This is a genomic window from Erythrobacter sp. R86502, from assembly GCF_042466465.1.
GTDB lineage: Bacteria > Pseudomonadota > Alphaproteobacteria > Sphingomonadales > Sphingomonadaceae > Erythrobacter.
The window spans coordinates 355,091-373,963 of the sequence record NZ_JAXHCJ010000001.1 but is presented as its reverse complement, the minus strand read 5'-3'; the positions used below and the strand labels follow the sequence as shown (position 1 = coordinate 373,963).

The window sequence follows — 18,873 nt, the reverse complement described above, 5'->3', positions numbered from 1 at the left end:
TTGCTACTTCTTCAAGGCATCGCGAATTTCGATCAGCAGTTCGACCTCGTTCGGACCGGCGGGCGCTGCGGCCTCTTCTTTCTGGGCGAACTGCGCTGTGACCTTGTTCACGTAACGCACCAGAAGGAAGATGATGAAGGCCAGGATCAGGAAGTTGATGACTACCGAAGCAAACGCGCCGAACCCCAGCACGTTCGCACCCGCCTCACGCGCGGCGGCAAGTGGTGTTCCGGGTTCAACCTCGCCCGACAAAACGATGTACCGATCCGAAAAATCGATGCTTCCCACAATCCAGCCAATCACCGGCATGATGATGTCATCGGTCAGCGACTTCACGATTGACCCGAATGCCGCCCCGATGATGACCCCTACCGCGAGATCAATGACATTGCCCTTGGCGATGAACGCCTTGAATTCCGAAAACATGGTAGTCCCCTTGTTGCATGCTGTTTACCATCTTCTGGCACCCAGTCCGGCGCGTGCCAAGCGGACAAGCTGCACCATACCCCGCTGAACCGGCGCTTGAAGCGGCCTTTTGGTGTGCTATATGCGCAATACAGGATCAGGACGCCGGGTCTGGCCCGTGCGATCAGGAGGGATCGATCTATGACATTTGCTACCATGTTGCGCGGCAGCTTCGCCGCGATTGCCGCGATGAGCCTTGCCGCTTGCGGGATCAATTCGGTTCCCACCGCAGAAGAAGAAGCCAAGGCAAAGTGGGCCGACGTGGAAGCCCAGTTCCAGCGGCGTGCCAACCTCATCCCCAACCTTGCCGAAATCGTGAAGGGCGCAGGTGCGAATGAACGCGGCATCCTGACCGAAGTGACCGAGGCCCGCGCCCGTGCAACCAGCGTGAACGTAACCGCCGACAACCTCGACGATCCTGCCGCAATGGAACAGTTCGCGGCTGCGCAAGGCCAGTTGAGCCAGGGCATCGGACGTTTGCTGGCCAGCTTCGAAGCCTACCCGCAAATCCAGTCGAACCAGAACTATCTCGCATTCCAGAGCCAGTTCGAAGGCACCGAAAACCGCATTGCTGTGGCCATCCGCGATTATAACGAAGCCGTGCGCCAGTATAACACCACGATCCGCACCTTCCCGGATTCGATCGGTGCCAACATCATCCACGGGGCCGACCCGATGGTGCCCTATTCGGCTGTGACCGAAGGTGCCGAAGTTGCACCCACGATCGACATGACGGCGAATTGATCGGCGTGATCCGCACCCTGCTTTTGGTGTTGGCGCTGGCGGGCGCATGGCTTGCCGCGCCGCTCGCCGCGCAGCCGCAGTTCCCTGCGCTGTCCGGGCGCGTGGTCGACAGCGCCGATATCCTCTCGCCAGAGGATGAAGCTGCGCTGACGGCCAAGCTTGCAGCATTGGAGACCCAGTCGCAGCGGCAGTTGGTCGTGGCTACGGTGCCCGACCTGCAGGGCTATGACATCTCCGATTACGGCTATCAGCTGGGCCGCGCATGGGGCCTTGGCGATGAAACCCGCAATGATGGCGCGCTGTTGATCGTGGCGCCCAATGATCGCAAGGTGCGGATCGAGGTCGGCTATGGGCTTGAAGGCTACCTGACCGATGCGCTGTCGGCGCTGATTATTCAGAACCAGATCCTGCCCGCATTTCGTGACGGCGATTTTGCTGGCGGGATTACGGCAGGCACTGATGCGATCACCGCGCAGCTGCAGTTGTCGCCAGAAGAAGCCGCCAGGGTCGCAGCCGAAGCGGGCGAGGCACGCGAAAGCGGCGGGTTCCCGTTCGGTATGCTGATCTGGCTTGCGTTCATGTTCTTCTTCTTCGTCCTGCCAATCCTTGCCGGACGCGGACGGCGACGGAAATATCGCGCCAAGGGTTCGGGCCCATGGGGCAAGCGCGATCTGGGTGATACGGCGCGTGATGTCATCCTGTGGGAAGTCGGCAGCGCGATTGCGCGTGGCATGATCTCGGGCGGCGGCCGTGGCGGCGGCGGCTTTGGCGGCGGCGGCGGATTTTCTGGCGGCGGCGGCTCCTTCGGGGGCGGCGGCGCTTCGGGGGGGTGGTAACAATGGCTTATCTTGATGAAGCCGGCCACCGGCAGGTCAGCGCCGCCGTCACCGATGCAGAACGTGAAACGTCCGGGGAAATCGTCACCGTGCTCGCCGATCGGTCGGATGGATACACCGATGTTGCGCTGCTGTGGGCGGCAGGTGCAGCATTTACCGTGATGAGCGTGTTTGCAGCGGTTCCCCAGCCCTTCCTCAACGCATGGGATGCAGCATTCGGCGGCTGGGATCACGAATGGGCCACGGGCGAGCTGGCCAGCCTGGTCATCGCGCTGGGGCTTGTCACCTTTTTCGCCGTGGTTTTGATCCAGCAGTGGGAGCCGCTCAAATTCGCGTTGATCCCCGGCCCCACCAAAACCATTCGCGTGCACGATCAGGCCGTGCGCCAGTTCAAGGTCGGCGCGGAACGCCGCACCACGGGGCGCACGGGGGTGATGATCTATCTGTCGATGCGCGAACACCGTGCCGAAATCGTCGCGGATGAAACCATCGCGGCGCAGGTTCCCGCCGAAGTGTGGGGCGAAGCGATGGGCGACATGCTGGCGTTAATTCGCAAGGGCGATATTGCCGAAGGGCTGGCGGTGGGTATCCGCGATGTAGGCTTTCTGCTCGCCCAGCACTTCCCCCGCGGGGCAGACGACATCAACGAACTGCCCGATCGGCTGATCGAGGTTTAGGGCTTGACCCGCTGCCTGTGACCTTGTCGAAGGGCCCTTCCCTTTTGCCCGACGGAGCCTCTCTTGCAAAAAGACCGCGATGCCGATCTGCCTGAAGAGGTCATGTGGGAAGGACGTTTCATCACCGCAAAAAAGCGCGGGCGGTGGGAATATGTGGGCCGCGCGCGGGGCATTCGCGCAGCGGCGATCATCGCGCTGGATCACGATGCCGACGGGACACGGCACGTTATCCTTGTCAGTCAGTACCGGGTGCCGCTGGGCCGCTTCAGCCTTGAAATTCCGGCAGGCCTTGTGGGCGACAATGCCGGCAGCGCGGGGGAAAGCGCTCTGGTCGCGGCCGCACGCGAGCTCGAAGAAGAAACCGGCTACCGCGCCGCGGCGCTGGAGGTGCTTGGCGAATTCTACTCTTCCCCCGGCATGGTATCGGAATGCTTCACCCTGCTGAAAGCAACGGGGCTTGAACGGGTCAGCGATGGCGGCGGCACCGCTGGCGAGAATATCACCGTTCACCGGATCGCCCTGCGCGATCTGACGCGCTTCGTGGCGGAATGGCGGCGCGCAGGCCATGCGGTCGATGTGCGCATCGCCATGCTTTTGACACCGGGTTATCTGGGAGAGGATTGAATTATGGCAGGACGTGTGGCGGGCAAGATGGCCCTTGTAACAGGCGGTGCGCAGGGCCTTGGACGCGCCCATTGCATCCGTCTGGCACAAGAAGGTGCGCGGGTGCTGGCCACCGACATCAACGGCGCCGGTGCAGAAGAAACCGCCAGTATCATCAATGCCGAAATGGGCGAAGGCACCGCATTCGGGATCGCGCATGACGTGACCGATCCTGCGCAGTGGGAAGCCGCCGTTGATGCGGCCAGAATGCACCTTGGCGGGCTGAATGTACTCGTCAACAACGCCGGCATCGGCGTTCCTGGCAATATCGAAGCGTGCGATTTTGGCGATTGGCAACGCTGCTTCGATATCAACGTCAATTCGATCTTCCACGGCTGCCAGAAGGCGCTGCCGCTGATGCGCGAACACGCGCCCGGATCGATCATCAACATTTCCAGCATTGCCGGACTGATCGCCAGCGACACGATGCCGGCCTACAATTCGTCCAAGGCGGCGGTGTGGATGCTGTCGAAGTCGATCGCGCTGCACTGCGCCAAGAAGGGCATGAATATCCGCTGCAATTCGGTGCACCCGACCTTTGTCGACACGCCGATCCTGGACGGAACGGCCCGGGCCGCATCGCTCGACAAGGCCGTGCTGCTGGAAAAGCTGGCGCGGCAGATCCCGCTCAAGTTCGTGGGCGAACCCAACGATATCGCCAATGCGGTGCTGTATCTGGCAAGCGACGAAAGCCGCTTCATGACGGGTGCGGAACTGAAGCTGGATGGCGGCATCAGCGCCATGTAAAAAAAAGAGGGGCCAAGCTGGCCCCTCCCGGTTGTTCAGATCGGTGTGCAGCGGCCCGAAAACCGGGAACCGCTTTTCGTCGCTGCACTCAATCCGCGATCAGCGCGATCGCCAGGTAGATCAGAATGAAGCTGCCGAAGCCGAGCAGCGCGCCGGCGACAAAACCGATCCGCACCAGCATCGTATCAATCCCGAAGTAATCGCCGATCCCCGCGCAGACGCCGAAAATCTTGGCGTTCGACTTGTTGAGGCGGAACTGTTCGCGGGGAGGCTTTCCGCCGGAATTGCCTGTGATGTTATTCATGTCATGCAATCTTTCGATGGAGCAATTGGCAGGTCAGGCGATCATGCCGGGGCTGGCAGGAACGATGGCGTATGCAAAGCTGGCAACTGTCAAAACGACAGCGAAGGCAGCAGAAGCAAGGCGAGCAACAGAGTCAGAACGGAACATGGCACGGTGTCCTTTGGTTGAATATTGCGGGAGATTAATGATCAAGCCACAAGGTTCGGGCTGGCGGGGATGATCGCGTAGGCAAAGAACGCGGCCGACAAGACGACCGAGAATGCGGCGGCGAACAGACGGTTTGACATTTCGATGGCGAACATTTGCTATCTCCTTGGTGGTAACTTTGTGTCGTTCCGAGACCATCCCGGGGACATCAGACCTATTGCAGGAGGCGTGCCAAAGTCGAAAAACGGCAGAAAACTGCGGTTCAGTACCTTTCAAACCGCAAACAGCTTATTCAGCAAACCGAAAGGTTGGGATTTTTCGCCAAGGTTTGGCTTCTGCGCTTCGACGGTCTGCGCTCTGGTCAAATCCGGTCGCTATCGCTACCCGCGCAAGAGCCATGGGCCTCAGCCGCATCAGCCTTGAAAATTTCCGCAACCATGCCGCCACCACGCTGGGTGATACGGCGCATTTCAATCTGCTGGTGGGGGAAAACGGTGCGGGCAAGACCAACCTGCTGGAAGCCCTTTCGTTGCTGGGGCCGGGCCGGGGATTGCGCCGCGCCAATCTTGCCGAACTGCCGCTGAAGGATACGCCCGGCGGTGCGCCGCTGCCTTTTGCGATTGGCGCAAGCCTGACCGAAGCGGGGACGGTATCGGCGCGGATCGGCACTTATACGGACGCCGGACAGCCCGGTCGGCGGCTGGTGCGCGTAAACGGGACGAACGCAAGCGCGGTCAGCCTTGCGGAATGGCTCGCCATGAGCTGGCTGACCCCGTCGATGGACAGTCTGTTTACTGACAGCGCCGGCACGCGGCGTCGCTTCATGGATCGTATGGCCTTGGCGATTGCCCCCGATCATGCGCGGCGGGTCAATCAACTGGAAGTCGCGCTACGCGAACGCGGCAAGCTTCTTGAACACAACGGCGATCCGCGCTGGATGGATGCGATCGAAGCGCAAGCGGCCGATCATGGCGCAAGCGTTGCCCGCACCCGCGCCGAATTGGTGCTGCGCCTTATGGACGAACTGTCCGCGCTGCCGCCAGAACCTTTCGCACGTCCATCGCTGACATACCGCCCCGGCGGTCCACTTGATGAAATCGCCTTGCGCGCCGAACTTGCCCGTGCGCGCCCGCGGGACCGCGCTGCGGGACGCGCGCTGATCGGACCGCAGCGAGACGAGATGGAGGTCGAAATGGCCTCCACCCGGCAGCCTGCCGCGTCCTGTTCCACTGGCGAGCAGAAAGCGATGTTGATCGCCATCACCCTTGCGCACGGCGTTCTGGCCGCTGCGGGTCGGCCCAGCGTGCTGTTGCTGGACGAAGTCGCCGCGCATCTCGACCCGGTTCGCCGCACCGAACTTTTTCGCCGCTTGCGCGAAGGGCGCGCACAGGTCTGGATGACCGGCACCGAACTTGCACCCTTCGATGCGATCCGAAACGAAGCCGCGATCTGGCGGGTCGGCGCCGGCCGCGCCGAACGGATCTAGTTTGCCGCCGGCGCGGTCTGGCTGCTGTCGGGCGCGGGTATGGCTTCTTCGACGTCGCCCAAGGTCGATGCGACCAGCCGTTCGATGCCGTCAGCCGTAGGATGGATACGGTCAGACTGGAACAGCGATGCGTCGCGGTAGATATCTTCCAGCCAGAACGGGATCAGCGCGGCGTCGTATTCCTCCGCCAGATTGCGATAGAGCGCATCGAACTGCGACTGAAATTCCGGGCCATAGTTTGGCGGAGCGCGCATTCCCATCAGCAGCACTGGTACATTCTGATCGCGCAGGATCGTCAGCATCTTTGCCAGATTGGCCTTGGTTTCTTCGGGCGACAGGCCGCGCAGCAAATCGTTGCCGCCAAGTTCCAGAATAAATAATGCAGGCGGCGCATCCTGCGCTGCCAGCGTGAATTCCAGGCGGTTTAGACCCGCTGCTGTCGTATCGCCGGAAACGCCCGCGTTGATGACATCCGCGTTCACGCCCTTGGCCCGCAGCGCGTTTTCCAGCTTTTCGGGATAGGAATCGCGCGGGTCGAGATTATAGCCGGCAAACAGGCTGTCTCCGAAAGCGATGATCTTTCGTTCCGGCCCCATTACAGGCACCGCGGGCAGCACAGGCTCGCCATCGGCGGCGACCCTGGCAGCGGGCGCGGCATCGTCTGGCGCATCCCCGCACGCCGCCAGCATCAATGCCAAAGCCAGCGGCGCTCCACCAACCACGCCTATATTCGACCAACCGCGCTTGTGCATCCGCACACCATCCTTAGCTGTAGCTTGTTGCTGCCTCTCACCTATGCCATCGGAACCGTGTGACAAGTCCCTCTCTCGCAATCAGCGCCCGCAATCTGACCCTCACCCTTGGCAGCACGGCTGCGCCGATCACGATCCTGCGGGGTATCGATCTCGACATCGAAGAAGGTCAGGTGGTCGCGCTGCTCGGACCGTCAGGGTCGGGCAAAAGCTCGCTTATGGCGGTGCTGTCGGGGCTGGAGCGCGCCAGCGGCGGAACGCTGACGGTGGCGGGCGCGGATTTCACCAATCTCACCGAAGACGGCCTAGCCGCCGCACGGCGCGGGCGGATCGGGATTGTGCTGCAGGCCTTCCATCTGCTGCCCACCATGACCGCAGCAGAAAATGTCGCGACGCCGATGGAGCTGGCTGCCATGCCGGACGCCTCCGCTCGCGCCGTTGCTGAGCTGGAGGCGGTCGGCCTTGGCCACCGCACCGGCCATTACCCCACCCAGCTTTCAGGCGGCGAGCAGCAGCGCGTCGCCATCGCCCGCGCAACCGCGCCGCGTCCGGGCCTGATCTTCGCCGATGAGCCTACCGGCAATCTTGATGCCGCCACGGGCGAAGAGATCATCAACCTGCTGTTCGCCCGCCGCGCCGAGACAGGGGCCACGCTGCTGATCATTACCCACGACGCCAGCCTTGCCGCGCGGTGTGAGCGGGTGTTGACGATGGCGGACGGGGTCATCGTTTCGGACATGGCCGGCGCGCTGGCATGAGCCTTTCATTACCGACAGCATGGCGCATTGCCCGCCGCGATCTCAATGCGCGCTTCAAGGGGCTTCGGCTGCTGCTGGTGTGCATCTTTCTTGGCACGGCAGCGCTGGCTGCAATCGGCACACTGACCAACGCGATCGCGCGCGAACTGGAATCGAGTGGGCAGGAACTGCTTGGCGGCGATCTTGAGGTCGAAGTGTGGCAACGCGATCTGCGCGACGATGAACGCACGGCGTTGGGTCAATATGGCACCATCTCCAGCGGCTACCGGATGCAGGCGATGGCCAGTACACCGAATGCGGCCGCCCCGATCGAACTCAAGGCCGTGGACGCCAAATGGCCGATGTTCGGTACATTGGTTCTGACCGACGGGCGCAGCGTCAGCGCGCCTCGCGGCAATGACGCATGGATTGCACAGACCGCGCTTGAAAGGCTTGGGATAGAGGTGGGTGACACCTTCACCGTGGGCACCGCTCCATTGCGGGTTGCGGGTATCATTCAGGACGAACCTGATCGTCTGTCGGAAGGTTTCCAGCTTGGTCCGACGATCATCGTGGCGCAGGATATTCCTGCACAGGCCGGACTGCTGGAACCCGGCGCGCTTTATCAAAGCAAGCATCGCATAGCCTTTGCTGATCCCGAACGCGACCCTGCAGCCGTGGAAGAGGCGCTGACCGATGCCTTCCCCACAGCCGGATTCGACATTCGCACCCGCGACCGTGCCTCACCCGGCGCGGACCGTTTCGTGCGGCAGATGAGCGATTTCCTGACCCTGGTGGGACTTGCCGCATTGGTGATTGCGGGGATCGGCATTGCGGGGGGTGTATCGTCCTACCTTGACCAGCGCCGCTCCAGCATCGCGACCCTGAAGGTGCTAGGCGCGACATCGGGCGATATCGTGCGCATTTATGCGATGCAGATCGGTGTCGCGGCGCTGGCGGGCAGTGCCGCAGGGCTGGCGGCCGGCGTGCTAGTCACTCCACTTTTGGCAAGCGCGTTACAAGGATTGCTACCCGTTCAAAGCGGCTTTATCATCGCGCCCGGCGCCTTGCTGCTGGCGGCAAGTTACGGCCTTTTGGTGGCCTTTGCGTTTGCCGCGGCACCGCTGCTGCGGGCGCGCACTTTCCCGGCGATGGCGTTGATGCGTTCGGGTATCGTGCCTTTGGCGCGGGACAAGCGGGCAATTCTGGCGACCGGTGTGGGTCTTGCTGCCATCTGCGCGTTGGCTTTGCTGACCACTGATCAGCCCTTGCTTTCGGGCGGTTTTCTGATCGGCGCTGGCGGCGCCCTGTTGCTGCTGGCCGGGCTCGGTTGGGTTATCCGGACCCTCGCCCGCCGACTGCCGCGGCCGCGCAACCCCTTGCTGCGCAGCGCGCTTGCCAACATCCACCGTCCCGGCGCCCCCATCGGATCGCTGGTAACAGCGCTTGGCTTCGGGCTGGCCGCGTTCGTGCTGCTTGCTGCGGTGCAAAGCGCCATTGACGGCAACATCGCCCAGCGCGTGCCGAAAGCGGCGCCCGATTATTTCGTGCTTGATGTGCCTCCCGCCAAGGAACCGCGATTCTTCGAGCTGATCCAGAAGGAGTTCCCCAAGGCACAAATCCGCACCGTGCCAACGATGCGCGGCGCCGTGTTGGCATACGGCGCCAAGACGCAGCTGGTGCGCGTGGCCGATCTTGAAGAAATTCCTGAAGGCGCATGGGCGCTGCGCGGAGAACGCGGGCTGACCTACGCCGATACCCTGCCCGAAGGCAATCGCGTTATCGAAGGCGCGTGGTGGAGTCCGTTCCACAACGGTGAACCGCTGGTATCGGTCGATGCCGATTTTGCGCGCGCGGTTGGGTTGGAGGTGGGCGATTACCTCACCATCGGCATCCTCGGCGTTGAACGCACTGCGCGGGTTGCCAATCTACGTGAGATTGATTGGGAGAGCATGGGGTTCAACTTCGCGCTGGTGTTCAGCCGCAACGCGATCAGCGATGCGCCGCACAACCTGTCAGCCACCATAGACTTGCCCGAAGGCGCGGACACCGCGGCGCGGGGCCGACTGCTGCGGGCGTTGGTGCAGGACATGCCATCGAGCTCCGTAATCGAGGTGGGCGGTATTCTGGTCGAGGCGCGCAAATTGCTTGAACAGGTGAGCCTTGCAACGCTGGCTGCAGCGGCTGTGACGGTGCTGGCGGGGCTCGCCGTGCTCATGGGCGCCATCGCTGCGGCGCGGGCATCGCGCACTTACGACACGGTCATGTTGCGCGTGCTGGGGGCCAGTCGCAGGCAGATCCTGCTGTTGCAGCTGGCTGAATACAGCCTTCTGGCCGGTGTTCTTGCGCTGGTCGCATTGGGGCTTGGCGTCGGGCTGGCATGGGTTGTCATCACGCAGCTGTTCGAGTTCGACTGGCTGCCCGACTGGGGCGAGGTGCTGGGGGTGCTGGGACTTGGGATAGCCGTCGTAATGGCCTTTGCCCTTGCCGGTTCGCTGCCGCTGCTGCGCGCCAAACCCGCGCAGGCGCTGCGCGAACTTTAAGCGAACACATCCTCCAGCCTATCGGCCCGGCCCCCGGTCGCTTCGCTATGCAGCGCCGCGATGAATGCCGATGCGTACATCATGTAGGCGATCAGCAACGGGATCATAATGGCAAAGCCCAGCGCCGCCATCCCGCCTGCGGATTCAGGATTGCCCTGCCCGACCAGCGCGGCGCTGCCCAGGATTGCAGCAGGTATCCCCAGAACGACGAGCGACCCTGCCACAAAAATAAGCATCGCAACCAGTATCGCCATCACCTTTCCTCGCGTGGCGGACCAACTGCGCGCCAGCGCTGCAAAAGGATTGAGCACCCCGTCCACCGCCACGACTGGGATCAGAACAGCAAGGCGGCATGCCAGATAGACCGACACGATCGTCATCGCCAAAGGCCCAATCGCTCCCGCTGCCTCTGCCCCCGCACTAATCGCTGAAACAATCACGGACACGGCAAGCAGGCCGATGACGGCAAGGATCGCCAACACCAGAAACGGCAGCGCGCTTTTGAAGCCTCGCACCATCGCGCCTCCAAAGTTCGGCTCTTCCAGCGGTGATGCTATCGCGACCATTGCCGCCTGCTGCGCAAGCAGGATCACAATGTATCCGGTATAAAACAGGATCATCGTCACGATCATGCCAGCGCCCAGCCCGGCCATGGCCATAGGATCATCGAGGCCCGCGCCGATCCCGGCGGCGCCGGCTGTGCCCAGACCCAGCAAAATAACGAACATCGCCGCCGACGTGCCCAGTTGGATCACAAGGAACACCAGCCACATCCCCAGCAAGCGCCAGAAGCGCTGCCGGAACATCAGGAAACTGATTGAAAACACACGGCCGATCTTCAACACTTTGCCAAGCCCCCTGCCAGCCGACTGCCGGGCTGGATCCCGAAAATGCACAGACAGCAGGCACGGCGCAATTTCAAGTCATCGCAATCTGTTCCGCGAAAATGGAGGCCTTGCTGAAAGATTGCGGCATCGGTGCGATCATGCCGCACCATCGTTGGCAGCAAGGTACGATACAAGCGCCGCCTGCCTGATGCGCACCAAGAAAAAGGGCCCCGCACCAACCGGTGCGAGGCCCTTTTTCCTTAAGATGGCGTCACGCTTAGAAGCGGAAACGCACCAGGCCACCATAGGTGCGCGGCTGGTTGGGATAGCCCGAAATCGACTGTCCCTGCGCCACCGACGGGAAGATCGTCGTGATGTAACGATCATCAAGCAGGTTGCGTGCCCACAGCGTGAATTCGAGGCCCATTTCCATCGCATAGGTGATCGATGCGTTGGCATTGTTGACTTCGCGGGTGAAGGCACGTGCAGCGGCACGGCCAGCTTCGAAGTCAGGCGAACCATCGGGGTTCACGCCGACAAAGTTTGTGAGCCCGTCGAGGATCTGCACCGGCGCTTCGTACTGATAATCACCGCGCACGATGAAGCGATCGCCGTTGCCAAGGTCCTTGTCCCAGGCCGCGCCGAACGACGCGCTGAGCGGGTGCACACCGGCCACTTCCTGGCCCGACAGATCGCCCACGGGCGAACCGACGAAGCTGTTATACTTGGCATCAAGGTAGGTGACTGCCAGCGACAGGGTCAGCTCGTCGGTCGGCTTGACGAAACCGTCGAACTCGATCCCGAAGGTTTCAAGCTCGCCCGCGTTGGCCAGCACGAACGAGCTTCCCACGAAGGTGTTCGACTGGAAGTCTTCAAGCGTCTGCTGGAAGAACGTCAGGTTGGCAGCAGCCCGGTCCCAGCTGGCCTTGATCCCCAGTTCGTACACCGAAGACGTTTCGGGCAGCGCAAAACGCGTGCCGGGACGCAGGTTGGGAACTCCCAGACCCTGATCGATGATGCGGGTGAAATCGCCCGGAAGCGGACGCGAATCGCGCGACAGGTTGAACGAGCTTGCCTTGAACCCGGTTGCGTAGCTTGCGTAGACATTGACCGTATCGGTCAGTTCAAAGTTCGCACGCGCCAGATAGGTGACTTCGTCGTCCCGGGTCCGTCCATCTTCGACAGCGTTGGGAATGTTGACGATCGGCGGCAGGAACTGGAACGAGCGAAGGCCATTGAACGGGTTGGCGGCCGGGTTGTTCTGGTTGGCGGTCGCGAAGGCTTGCGCGCCTGCGCTGATCTGACCGAAGGCTGCCGGATTGGCGCCAGCAAAGGCACCGATTTCAGCGGCACTTGCCGAACGGCCAAGACCCAGAGCATTGCCGACCGTCTGCGCCAAGGCACCCTGGAACAGCAGCAGGTTGCGCGAAGGTGCGAACTGCGCCGCATCCAGATCAACCTGCGAGAACCCTTCGGTGGTCCGACCGTTCGACACCACGTCCTTGGCGTCCTTGGTGTAGTTTGCGCCGACTGTCAGCGTCAGGCGATCGGAAACCTCGAAATCCAGCTGACCGAAGATCGAATAGGCTTCGTTGTCTTGCGTGAAGTTGCTGAAGAAGCCCTGTCCGTTACCGAAGAAGGCGCCGCTCGGCGCGCCCAGCAGTGCTTCAAGCGATGCCAGGTTCAACGCACCGCCGCTGCCTGCCGAAATCAGGCCGTTGGCATAGGCGCGGAAATCTTCGCCGAAGACGATCTGATCGGACACTTCAAGATCTTCGTTGAAGTAGTAACCGCCAACGAGGAAGTTCACGATCCCGTCGAAATCCGATGCCAACCGCAGTTCCTGCGTGAAGGTGGTGATGTCCGACTGGCCGATCTGGGCACCGCTCGCCAGTGCCGCACTGGTGAAATCGACGTCCTGATTGGCAGCGATCTTGGTGTCACGATAGGCGGTGATCGATGTCAGCGTAACATCGCCGAATTCATAATCGGCCTGACCTGACACGCCCCAGTTCTTGACACGGTTGAAGGGCACGACGTCCGAGAACACGACATCATCAAGTTCTGTGCCCGGCGCATTGATCTGTCCGCCGATCAACTGGATGAGGCCGGTTTCCGCCGAAGGACGGATATTGACGACACCGCAGCACTTTTCGTTCAGTTCATCATAATCGCCGATGACCCGGAAGGTGAAGTTTTCGGCATTGTCATACAGCAACTGGCCGCGGGCGAACCAACGATCGCGATCGTTCAGATCATCGCCGTTGAACCCGTTGGTGATGAAACCATCGCGCTTGTTGATGCCGGCTGCAAGGCTGGCTGCGATCGTATCGGTGATCGGGCCAGTGATGTAACCGCGTGCGACAACGGCGTCATAATTGCCGTAGGAAATTTCGGCATTGCCTTCGAGATTGAAGGACGGCGCCGAGCTGACAAGCGAAATCACACCTGCGCTGGCGTTCTTGCCGAACAGGGTCGACTGCGGGCCGCGTAGAACTTCGACCCGCTCAAGGTTGGGAAGGTCGGAAATCTGCGAGATCGCACGGCTGCGATAGACGCCATCGACGAACACGGCGACCGAGGGCTCAAGACCAAGGTTGTTGCCATCGGTGCCGAAGCCACGAATCGAGAACGTGGTCGCAAAGGCGCTTTGCAGCTGCGAAACCCGCAGCGACGGGACGACCGACTGAAGATCGGCAATGTCGCGGATCTGTGCCTGTTCGATCGTTTCGCCCGATGTCACCGAAACGGCGACCGGGGTTTCCTGAAGAGTCTGCGCACGCTTGGTAGCGGTGACGATGATGTCGTTGGAGGTTGCGGGCTCTTCGGTTTCGACCACCTCGGCCTGATCCTGGGCGAAAGCTGCGCCCGGCAGCGCCAGGGCAAGCCCGGCTACACCTGCAAGCAGGGTGAATCGATGTGCGCCGGCAATGCCGGTGAAGGTCGAATGCATGAAAGCTCCTCTCAAAATATCCCGCGACCCCGGCGCCCAGTGGGCACGCACGTGTCCGTGCGCTCTCTCCCGTGATCGTGCGGGCCTGCTGATAAGGCAGTGTTGCGCCCCCTACAAGCGGCTCCGTCCAGCTTTTTCCGTGCCTTCATCGGAATTGTTGCCCCAGAGGCACACTGATAAGGTACAAGAATTGTCATGCAATGCGGCCCGCGCTTGCCCCGGACGCCGTGTTGCGCTAGGCGCCGCGGCGATGTTGCAACGCAGCACTTGGACGCAACCGCGGCGCTTGCCGTAGCGTCCGGCCGCTGTCGCTAACCTGCCATGAACATTGCCTAACGCAGCGCCCCCACCGCGTTGCCTGTCTTTCTTGCCCCGGATGCGACCTGCGTCCGGCTTTTCACCGGAAGTTCCCCGCATGTCGTCCGCCCTTAGAAATATCGCGATTATCGCCCACGTTGACCACGGCAAAACCACGCTGGTCGATCAGCTTTTCCGCCAATCGGGCACCTTCCGCGAGAATCAGCGCGTTGAAGAGCGCGCGATGGATTCAGGCGATCTGGAAAAGGAACGCGGGATCACCATTCTGGCCAAGTGCACCAGTGTCGAATGGCACGGCACCGATGGCGAAACCACGCGCATCAACATCGTCGACACCCCGGGCCACGCCGACTTCGGCGCCGAGGTGGAGCGCATTCTCTCGATGGTCGATGGCGTGATCCTGCTGGTCGACAGCGCCGAAGGCGCGATGCCGCAGACCAAGTTCGTGACCGGCAAGGCGCTGGCGCTGGGCCTGCGCCCGATCGTGGTCGTCAACAAGATTGACCGTCCCGATGGCCGCCCGCAGGAAGTGCTCGACGAAGTGTTCGACCTGTTCGTCAGCCTCGATGCCGCGGACGATCAGCTTGAATTCCCCGTGCTCTACGCATCGGGCCGCGATGGCTATGCCAGCGAAGATCAGGAACGCCGCGAAGGCACGCTGGCCCCGCTGTTCGAAAAGATCATCGAACACGTTCCCGCGCCGGGCCTGGACCCCGATGCCAAGTTCAGCTTCCTTGCCACGCTGCTAGACCGCGACAATTTCATGGGCCGCGTCATCACCGGCCGCGTGCAATCGGGCACGATCCGCGTCAACGATCCGATCCACGCGATCGACATGGACGGCAAGGTCGTCGAAGTCGGCCGCGCCACCAAGCTGATGAGCTTTGACGGGCTTGAGCGCGTGCCGGTGGAAATCGCACGCGCTGGCGACATCATTGCGCTGGCCGGTCTGGAAAAGGCGACCGTTGCCAATACGATCTGCGACCCTTCGGTCAGCGAACCGATTGCCGCTCAGCCGATCGATCCGCCGACACTGGCGATGCGCTTCTCGGTCAATGACAGTCCGCTCGCCGGGCGCGAGGGCAGCAAGGTCACCACCCGCATCATCCGTGATCGCCTGCTGCGCGAAGCCGAGACCAACGTCGCCATCCGCGTCACGGAAAGCGAAGACAAGGACGCCTACGAAGTCGCCGGTCGCGGCGAATTGCAGTTGGGCGTGCTGATCGAAACGATGCGCCGCGAAGGCTTCGAGCTGGGTATCAGCCGCCCGCGCGTGCTGTTCCGCGAAGAAGGCGGCAAGCGCATGGAGCCTTACGAGACGGTTGTGATCGACGTCGATGACGAACACTCGGGCACAGTTGTCGAGAAGATGCAGCGCCGCAAGGCCGACTTGACCGAAATGCGCCCCTCGGGCCTCGGCAAGACCCGCATCACCTTCTCCGCCCCGTCACGCGGGCTGATCGGCTACCACGGCGAATTCCTGTCCGACACGCGCGGCACCGGGATCATGAACCGTTTGTTCGAGAAGTATGACGTGTACAAAGGCCCGATCGAAGGCCGCATCAACGGCGTGCTGATTTCCAACGGCGATGGCGAGGCCAACGCCTATGCGCTCAACATGCTGGAAGAGCGCGGCGAATTGTTCGTTGGCGCCCAGATGAAGGTCTATCAGGGCATGATCATCGGCGAAAACGCCAAGCCGGACGATCTGGAGGTCAACCCGATGAAGGCCAAGCAGCTTTCCAACGTGCGTTCGAGCGGCAAGGACGAGGCGATCCGCCTCACCCCGCCGCGCCGCATGACGCTGGAACAGTCGATCGCCTATATCGACGATGATGAAATGGTCGAAGTGACGCCGCTGTCGATCCGTCTGCGCAAGGCCGAGCTTGACCCGAACGAGCGCAAGAAAATGCGGCGCAAGAAGGACAGCTGAAGGCCTATGCCCTGATGACAGGGTGTTGCCGCAACGGCATGAAAAAGCCCCGCGCCGGTTATCCGGCGCGGGGCTTTTTGTATTCTGGCTGTCGTCACCGCTCCGAAGAGCGGTGACGATTGCCGATTAGAAGCGCAGGCTCACCGATGCGCGAACGGCGTGGTAATCGAAGTTCTCGTTCGAACCGCGAAGGTCCGTGCCGCCCGAAACAAGCAGGAACGGATTGGTCGCCGGTGCCGTACCCTGGCCTACAGCGACGCTGTAATCATCGTCGTTGTAGCGCGAGTACAGGTACTCAAGACCCAGGCCGAGGTTTTCGGTAATCATCACTTCGGCACCGCCGCCAGCCTGCCAACCGAATTCCCAGTCACCCGAATCAGTCGGAGTGAAGGAGTTCGCGCCATTGCTAGTGGTAAAGGTGTGATCGATCTTGGCGAAGCCGACACCGCCGGTGGCATAGAACAATGCGCGGCCGGCACCCGGTGCAACACCGATGCGACCACGGACGTTAGCGGCCCAATCGATTTCGCGGCCGATTGTGTACGACGCAGGAGTCGTGCTGAAACCGGTCGTGAATTCTTCAACACCGGGACGCGAACCTTCGATCAGCAGACCGGCAACAACCGGACCATTGCCGAGGTGACGGTCATAACCGATCCGCAGCGAATAGCCTTCGTTCAGCTCATTGCCGCGGCAGCCAGCCGAAGCAGCGCTAACCGCCGAACCAGCGCAGAAACCGGGCGAAAACGCATCAGCGCCAGCAACGGTTGCAACAGTATTGTTGAAGTCGCCATCACCGTTGGTATCGAATACCAGGCGATCATTACCGCTGTCGTCAGGTGTTTCCAAACCAACTGAACCAGCAATGTACGGGCCATCGAAGAAACGGTCTTCGGTTTGTGCGAAAGCTGCGGTTGACATTGTCAACGCTGCCACGCTGGCGCTGAGAGACATAGTTTTAGCGAGGTTCATTTTAAACTCCAGGTCATAGGGATTCCGTGCAACGTTCTTGCAATTGCAAGCGCACAATCACACCCCCGCATCATTGTTCCAAAGAAATGAAACGTTTTTGCAATTGCGCAGGGATGCGCACCACTTCGTCCCTGAGTTGTGTCCCATTTGAGACGAGGCTGCCGCGCTGGGCGCCGCGCCGAAGTAGGTAATTCCCTGCGACGGGTGGATATCCGCGCCGTCGCTTGTTACCCCGCTCCACATGAACGCTTACACACTCGCCGCCCTTGGGGCCTATTTCGTCCTGATGATCGCGATCGGCCTGTACGCCTGGCGCAAATCCACCGAAGATAGCGCGGGCTATCTGCTTGCGGGGCGCAACCTCCCCCCTTCGGTTGCGGCGCTCAGCGCGGGTGCGTCCGATATGTCGGGATGGTTGCTTCTGGGCCTGCCCGGCGCGCTGTACACCGCGGGACTGGTCGAGGCGTGGATTGGTATCGGCCTGTTCGCCGGCGCGCTTGCCAACTGGATCATTGTGGCGCCGCGCCTGCGCGAACAGACCGAACGGCTGGGCAATGCCCTGACAATTCCACAATTCCTTGCCAACCGTTTTCCGGAACGTAGGATCATGCTGCGGGTGACATCGGCGGTGATTATCGTTGCCTTCTTCACGGTGTACACTGCCGCCGGACTGGTGGGCGGCGGCAAGCTGTTCGAAACCGCCTTTGCGGGGATCCTGCCGAATACAGGCATGTCCGATTACATGCTGGGCATCTTCATCACAGCCGGGATTGTGCTTGCCTATACGATGGTCGGCGGCTTTCTGGCGGTCAGCCTGACCGATTTCGTCCAGGGGCTGATCATGATGGTGGCGCTTATCATCATGCCGCTTGTGGTGATGTTTGGTCCCGGCGGGTCTGCCGGTGGTAGCCTTCAGGCAGTGCCGGTCGAAGGCTTTCTGGATCTTACCCAAGGACTGACAGCAATAGGCTTTATCAGCGCCGTGACCTGGGGCCTGGGCTATTTCGGCCAGCCGCACATCATCGTGCGCTTCATGGCGATCGACAAGGTCAAGAACGTGCCGCGTGCGGCCGCCTATGGCATGGGCTGGATGGGCATCGCGCTGGTTGGCGCGTTGGGCCTCGGATTGGCGGGCCGGGCTTACGTGGAGCGCAACGGGCTCGTGGTTGAGGATCCCGAAACGATTTTCATCGTGCTGGCGCAGCTCTTGTTCCACCCGGCAGTGACAGGCTTCCTCTACGCAGCGCTTCTGGCTGCGATCATGAGCACAATTTCCTCGCAGCTTCTGGTGTCCTCATCGTCGCTGACCGAGGATTTCTACCGCCTGTTCCTGCGCCGTAATGCGTCCGAACGCGAGGCGGTGAATGTCAGCCGCGTTGCCGTGGCCGTGGTGGCCGCTGCCGCGATGGTGATTGCCGCCGATCCGAACAGCGAAGTTCTGGGACTGGTCGCAAACGCATGGGCCGGATTTGGGGCTGCGTTTGGTCCCCTGATCCTGCTGGCACTCACCTGGAAACGGATGACAGGGGCTGGTGCGGTTGCCGGTCTAGTCACAGGCGCAGCGGTTGTGGCCGGTTGGATTGCAATGGGTTGGAACAAGGCATTCCTTGGTGGACCCGGATTGTATGAGATTGTCCCTGGGTTTGCGGCGGCCTTGGCGGCGATCGTGGCTGTCAGCATGATGACCCGTAAATCGGCTTTGCGCGCTTGATGGAGGCAGTCTGGCGGCGCTGTTCTTGATAGACAATCCGTATCCGTTTCCGTGCTGT

The 18,873-nt window shown here is 61.7% G+C and carries 18 protein-coding genes; 10 read left to right on the top strand and 8 right to left on the bottom strand.

Annotated elements, in window-relative coordinates; all coding sequences use genetic code 11:
• Nucleotides 1-3: 3 nt before the first annotated feature.
• Nucleotides 4-426 (bottom strand): large conductance mechanosensitive channel protein MscL, encoded by a 423-nt coding sequence (gene mscL, locus SJY33_RS01750; RefSeq protein WP_379920790.1) that lies wholly within the window; start codon nt 424-426, stop codon nt 4-6.
• 180 nt (nt 427-606) lie between these two features.
• Between mscL and SJY33_RS01745 the strand changes: the two genes are divergently transcribed.
• The 5 genes from SJY33_RS01745 (at nt 607) to SJY33_RS01725 (ending at nt 4,132) form a co-directional block, all read left to right on the top strand.
• Nucleotides 607-1,209, top strand: a complete 603-nt coding sequence (locus tag SJY33_RS01745) for a LemA family protein (RefSeq protein ID WP_379920789.1) — start codon at nt 607-609, stop codon at nt 1,207-1,209.
• 5 nt (nt 1,210-1,214) lie between these two features.
• On the top strand, nt 1,215-2,045 hold the full coding sequence (locus SJY33_RS01740) for a TPM domain-containing protein (RefSeq protein WP_379920788.1): 831 nt from the start codon (nt 1,215-1,217) through the stop codon (nt 2,043-2,045).
• Nucleotides 2,046-2,047: 2 nt separating this feature from the next.
• Nucleotides 2,048-2,722, top strand: a complete 675-nt coding sequence (locus SJY33_RS01735; protein ID WP_379920787.1) for a TPM domain-containing protein — start codon at nt 2,048-2,050, stop codon at nt 2,720-2,722.
• 102 nt (nt 2,723-2,824) lie between these two features.
• Entirely contained in the window at nt 2,825-3,346 is a 522-nt protein-coding gene (locus SJY33_RS01730; RefSeq protein ID WP_379923499.1) for an NUDIX hydrolase, read from the top strand.
• Nucleotides 3,347-3,349: 3 nt separating this feature from the next.
• Nucleotides 3,350-4,132 carry an SDR family oxidoreductase gene (locus SJY33_RS01725; RefSeq protein ID WP_379920786.1) on the top strand — a complete coding sequence of 261 codons (783 nt, stop codon included), beginning with the start codon at nt 3,350-3,352 and terminating at the stop codon, nt 4,130-4,132.
• A gap of 88 nt (nt 4,133-4,220) precedes the next feature.
• On the opposite strand, the gene SJY33_RS01720 is transcribed toward SJY33_RS01725, so the two are convergent.
• Genes SJY33_RS01720 through SJY33_RS01710 form a run of 3 tightly spaced genes read right to left on the bottom strand, consistent with a single transcriptional unit; the run spans nt 4,221 to nt 4,738 of the window.
• Nucleotides 4,221-4,436 carry a PspC domain-containing protein gene (locus SJY33_RS01720; RefSeq protein WP_379920785.1) on the bottom strand — a complete coding sequence of 72 codons (216 nt, stop codon included), beginning with the start codon at nt 4,434-4,436 and terminating at the stop codon, nt 4,221-4,223.
• A gap of 33 nt (nt 4,437-4,469) precedes the next feature.
• On the bottom strand, nt 4,470-4,583 hold the full coding sequence (locus tag SJY33_RS01715; protein ID WP_379920784.1) for an enoyl-CoA hydratase: 114 nt from the start codon (nt 4,581-4,583) through the stop codon (nt 4,470-4,472).
• 41 nt (nt 4,584-4,624) lie between these two features.
• Nucleotides 4,625-4,738, bottom strand: coding sequence for an enoyl-CoA hydratase (locus SJY33_RS01710; protein WP_379920783.1), 114 nt, complete (start codon nt 4,736-4,738; stop codon nt 4,625-4,627).
• Between the two features lie 242 nt (nt 4,739-4,980).
• Between SJY33_RS01710 and recF the strand changes: the two genes are divergently transcribed.
• Nucleotides 4,981-6,069 (top strand): DNA replication/repair protein RecF, encoded by a 1,089-nt coding sequence (gene recF / locus SJY33_RS01705; protein ID WP_379920782.1) that lies wholly within the window; start codon nt 4,981-4,983, stop codon nt 6,067-6,069.
• Here recF and SJY33_RS01700 read toward each other — a convergent pair.
• Nucleotides 6,066-6,821: an arylesterase gene (locus SJY33_RS01700; RefSeq protein ID WP_379920781.1), complete on the bottom strand. Its 756-nt coding sequence runs from the start codon at nt 6,819-6,821 to the stop codon at nt 6,066-6,068. The two genes, recF and SJY33_RS01700, sit on opposite strands and share 4 nt — an antisense overlap.
• A 59-nt stretch (nt 6,822-6,880) precedes the next feature.
• Between SJY33_RS01700 and SJY33_RS01695 the strand changes: the two genes are divergently transcribed.
• Together SJY33_RS01695 and SJY33_RS01690 are read left to right on the top strand one after the other, a co-directional pair.
• Complete coding sequence (locus SJY33_RS01695) at nt 6,881-7,579, top strand: ABC transporter ATP-binding protein (RefSeq protein ID WP_379920780.1); 699 nt, start codon at nt 6,881-6,883, stop codon at nt 7,577-7,579.
• Nucleotides 7,576-10,101 carry an ABC transporter permease gene (locus SJY33_RS01690; RefSeq protein WP_379920779.1) on the top strand — a complete coding sequence of 842 codons (2,526 nt, stop codon included), beginning with the start codon at nt 7,576-7,578 and terminating at the stop codon, nt 10,099-10,101. The genes SJY33_RS01695 and SJY33_RS01690 overlap by 4 nt, the downstream gene beginning before the upstream one ends.
• Here SJY33_RS01690 and SJY33_RS01685 read toward each other — a convergent pair.
• Together SJY33_RS01685 and SJY33_RS01680 are read right to left on the bottom strand one after the other, a co-directional pair.
• Complete coding sequence (locus tag SJY33_RS01685; protein WP_379920778.1) at nt 10,098-10,946, bottom strand: hypothetical protein; 849 nt, start codon at nt 10,944-10,946, stop codon at nt 10,098-10,100. The genes SJY33_RS01690 and SJY33_RS01685 overlap by 4 nt on opposite strands.
• A gap of 259 nt (nt 10,947-11,205) precedes the next feature.
• The gene (locus SJY33_RS01680; protein WP_379920776.1) at nt 11,206-13,881 is read right to left on the bottom strand and encodes a TonB-dependent receptor; all 2,676 of its coding nucleotides are present in this window, start codon (nt 13,879-13,881) and stop codon (nt 11,206-11,208) included.
• A 415-nt stretch (nt 13,882-14,296) separates the two neighbouring features.
• Here SJY33_RS01680 and typA point away from each other — a divergent pair, with 415 nt between their 5' ends.
• Nucleotides 14,297-16,132 carry a translational GTPase TypA gene (gene typA, locus SJY33_RS01675; protein ID WP_379920775.1) on the top strand — a complete coding sequence of 612 codons (1,836 nt, stop codon included), beginning with the start codon at nt 14,297-14,299 and terminating at the stop codon, nt 16,130-16,132.
• A gap of 126 nt (nt 16,133-16,258) precedes the next feature.
• Here the strand turns inward: typA and SJY33_RS01670 are convergent, their stop codons facing one another.
• The gene (locus SJY33_RS01670) at nt 16,259-17,104 is read right to left on the bottom strand and encodes an outer membrane protein (RefSeq protein WP_379920774.1); all 846 of its coding nucleotides are present in this window, start codon (nt 17,102-17,104) and stop codon (nt 16,259-16,261) included.
• 241 nt (nt 17,105-17,345) lie between these two features.
• Here SJY33_RS01670 and putP point away from each other — a divergent pair, with 241 nt between their 5' ends.
• Entirely contained in the window at nt 17,346-18,815 is a 1,470-nt protein-coding gene (putP, locus tag SJY33_RS01665; protein WP_379920772.1) for a sodium/proline symporter PutP, read from the top strand.
• Nucleotides 18,816-18,873: the final 58 nt, after the last annotated feature.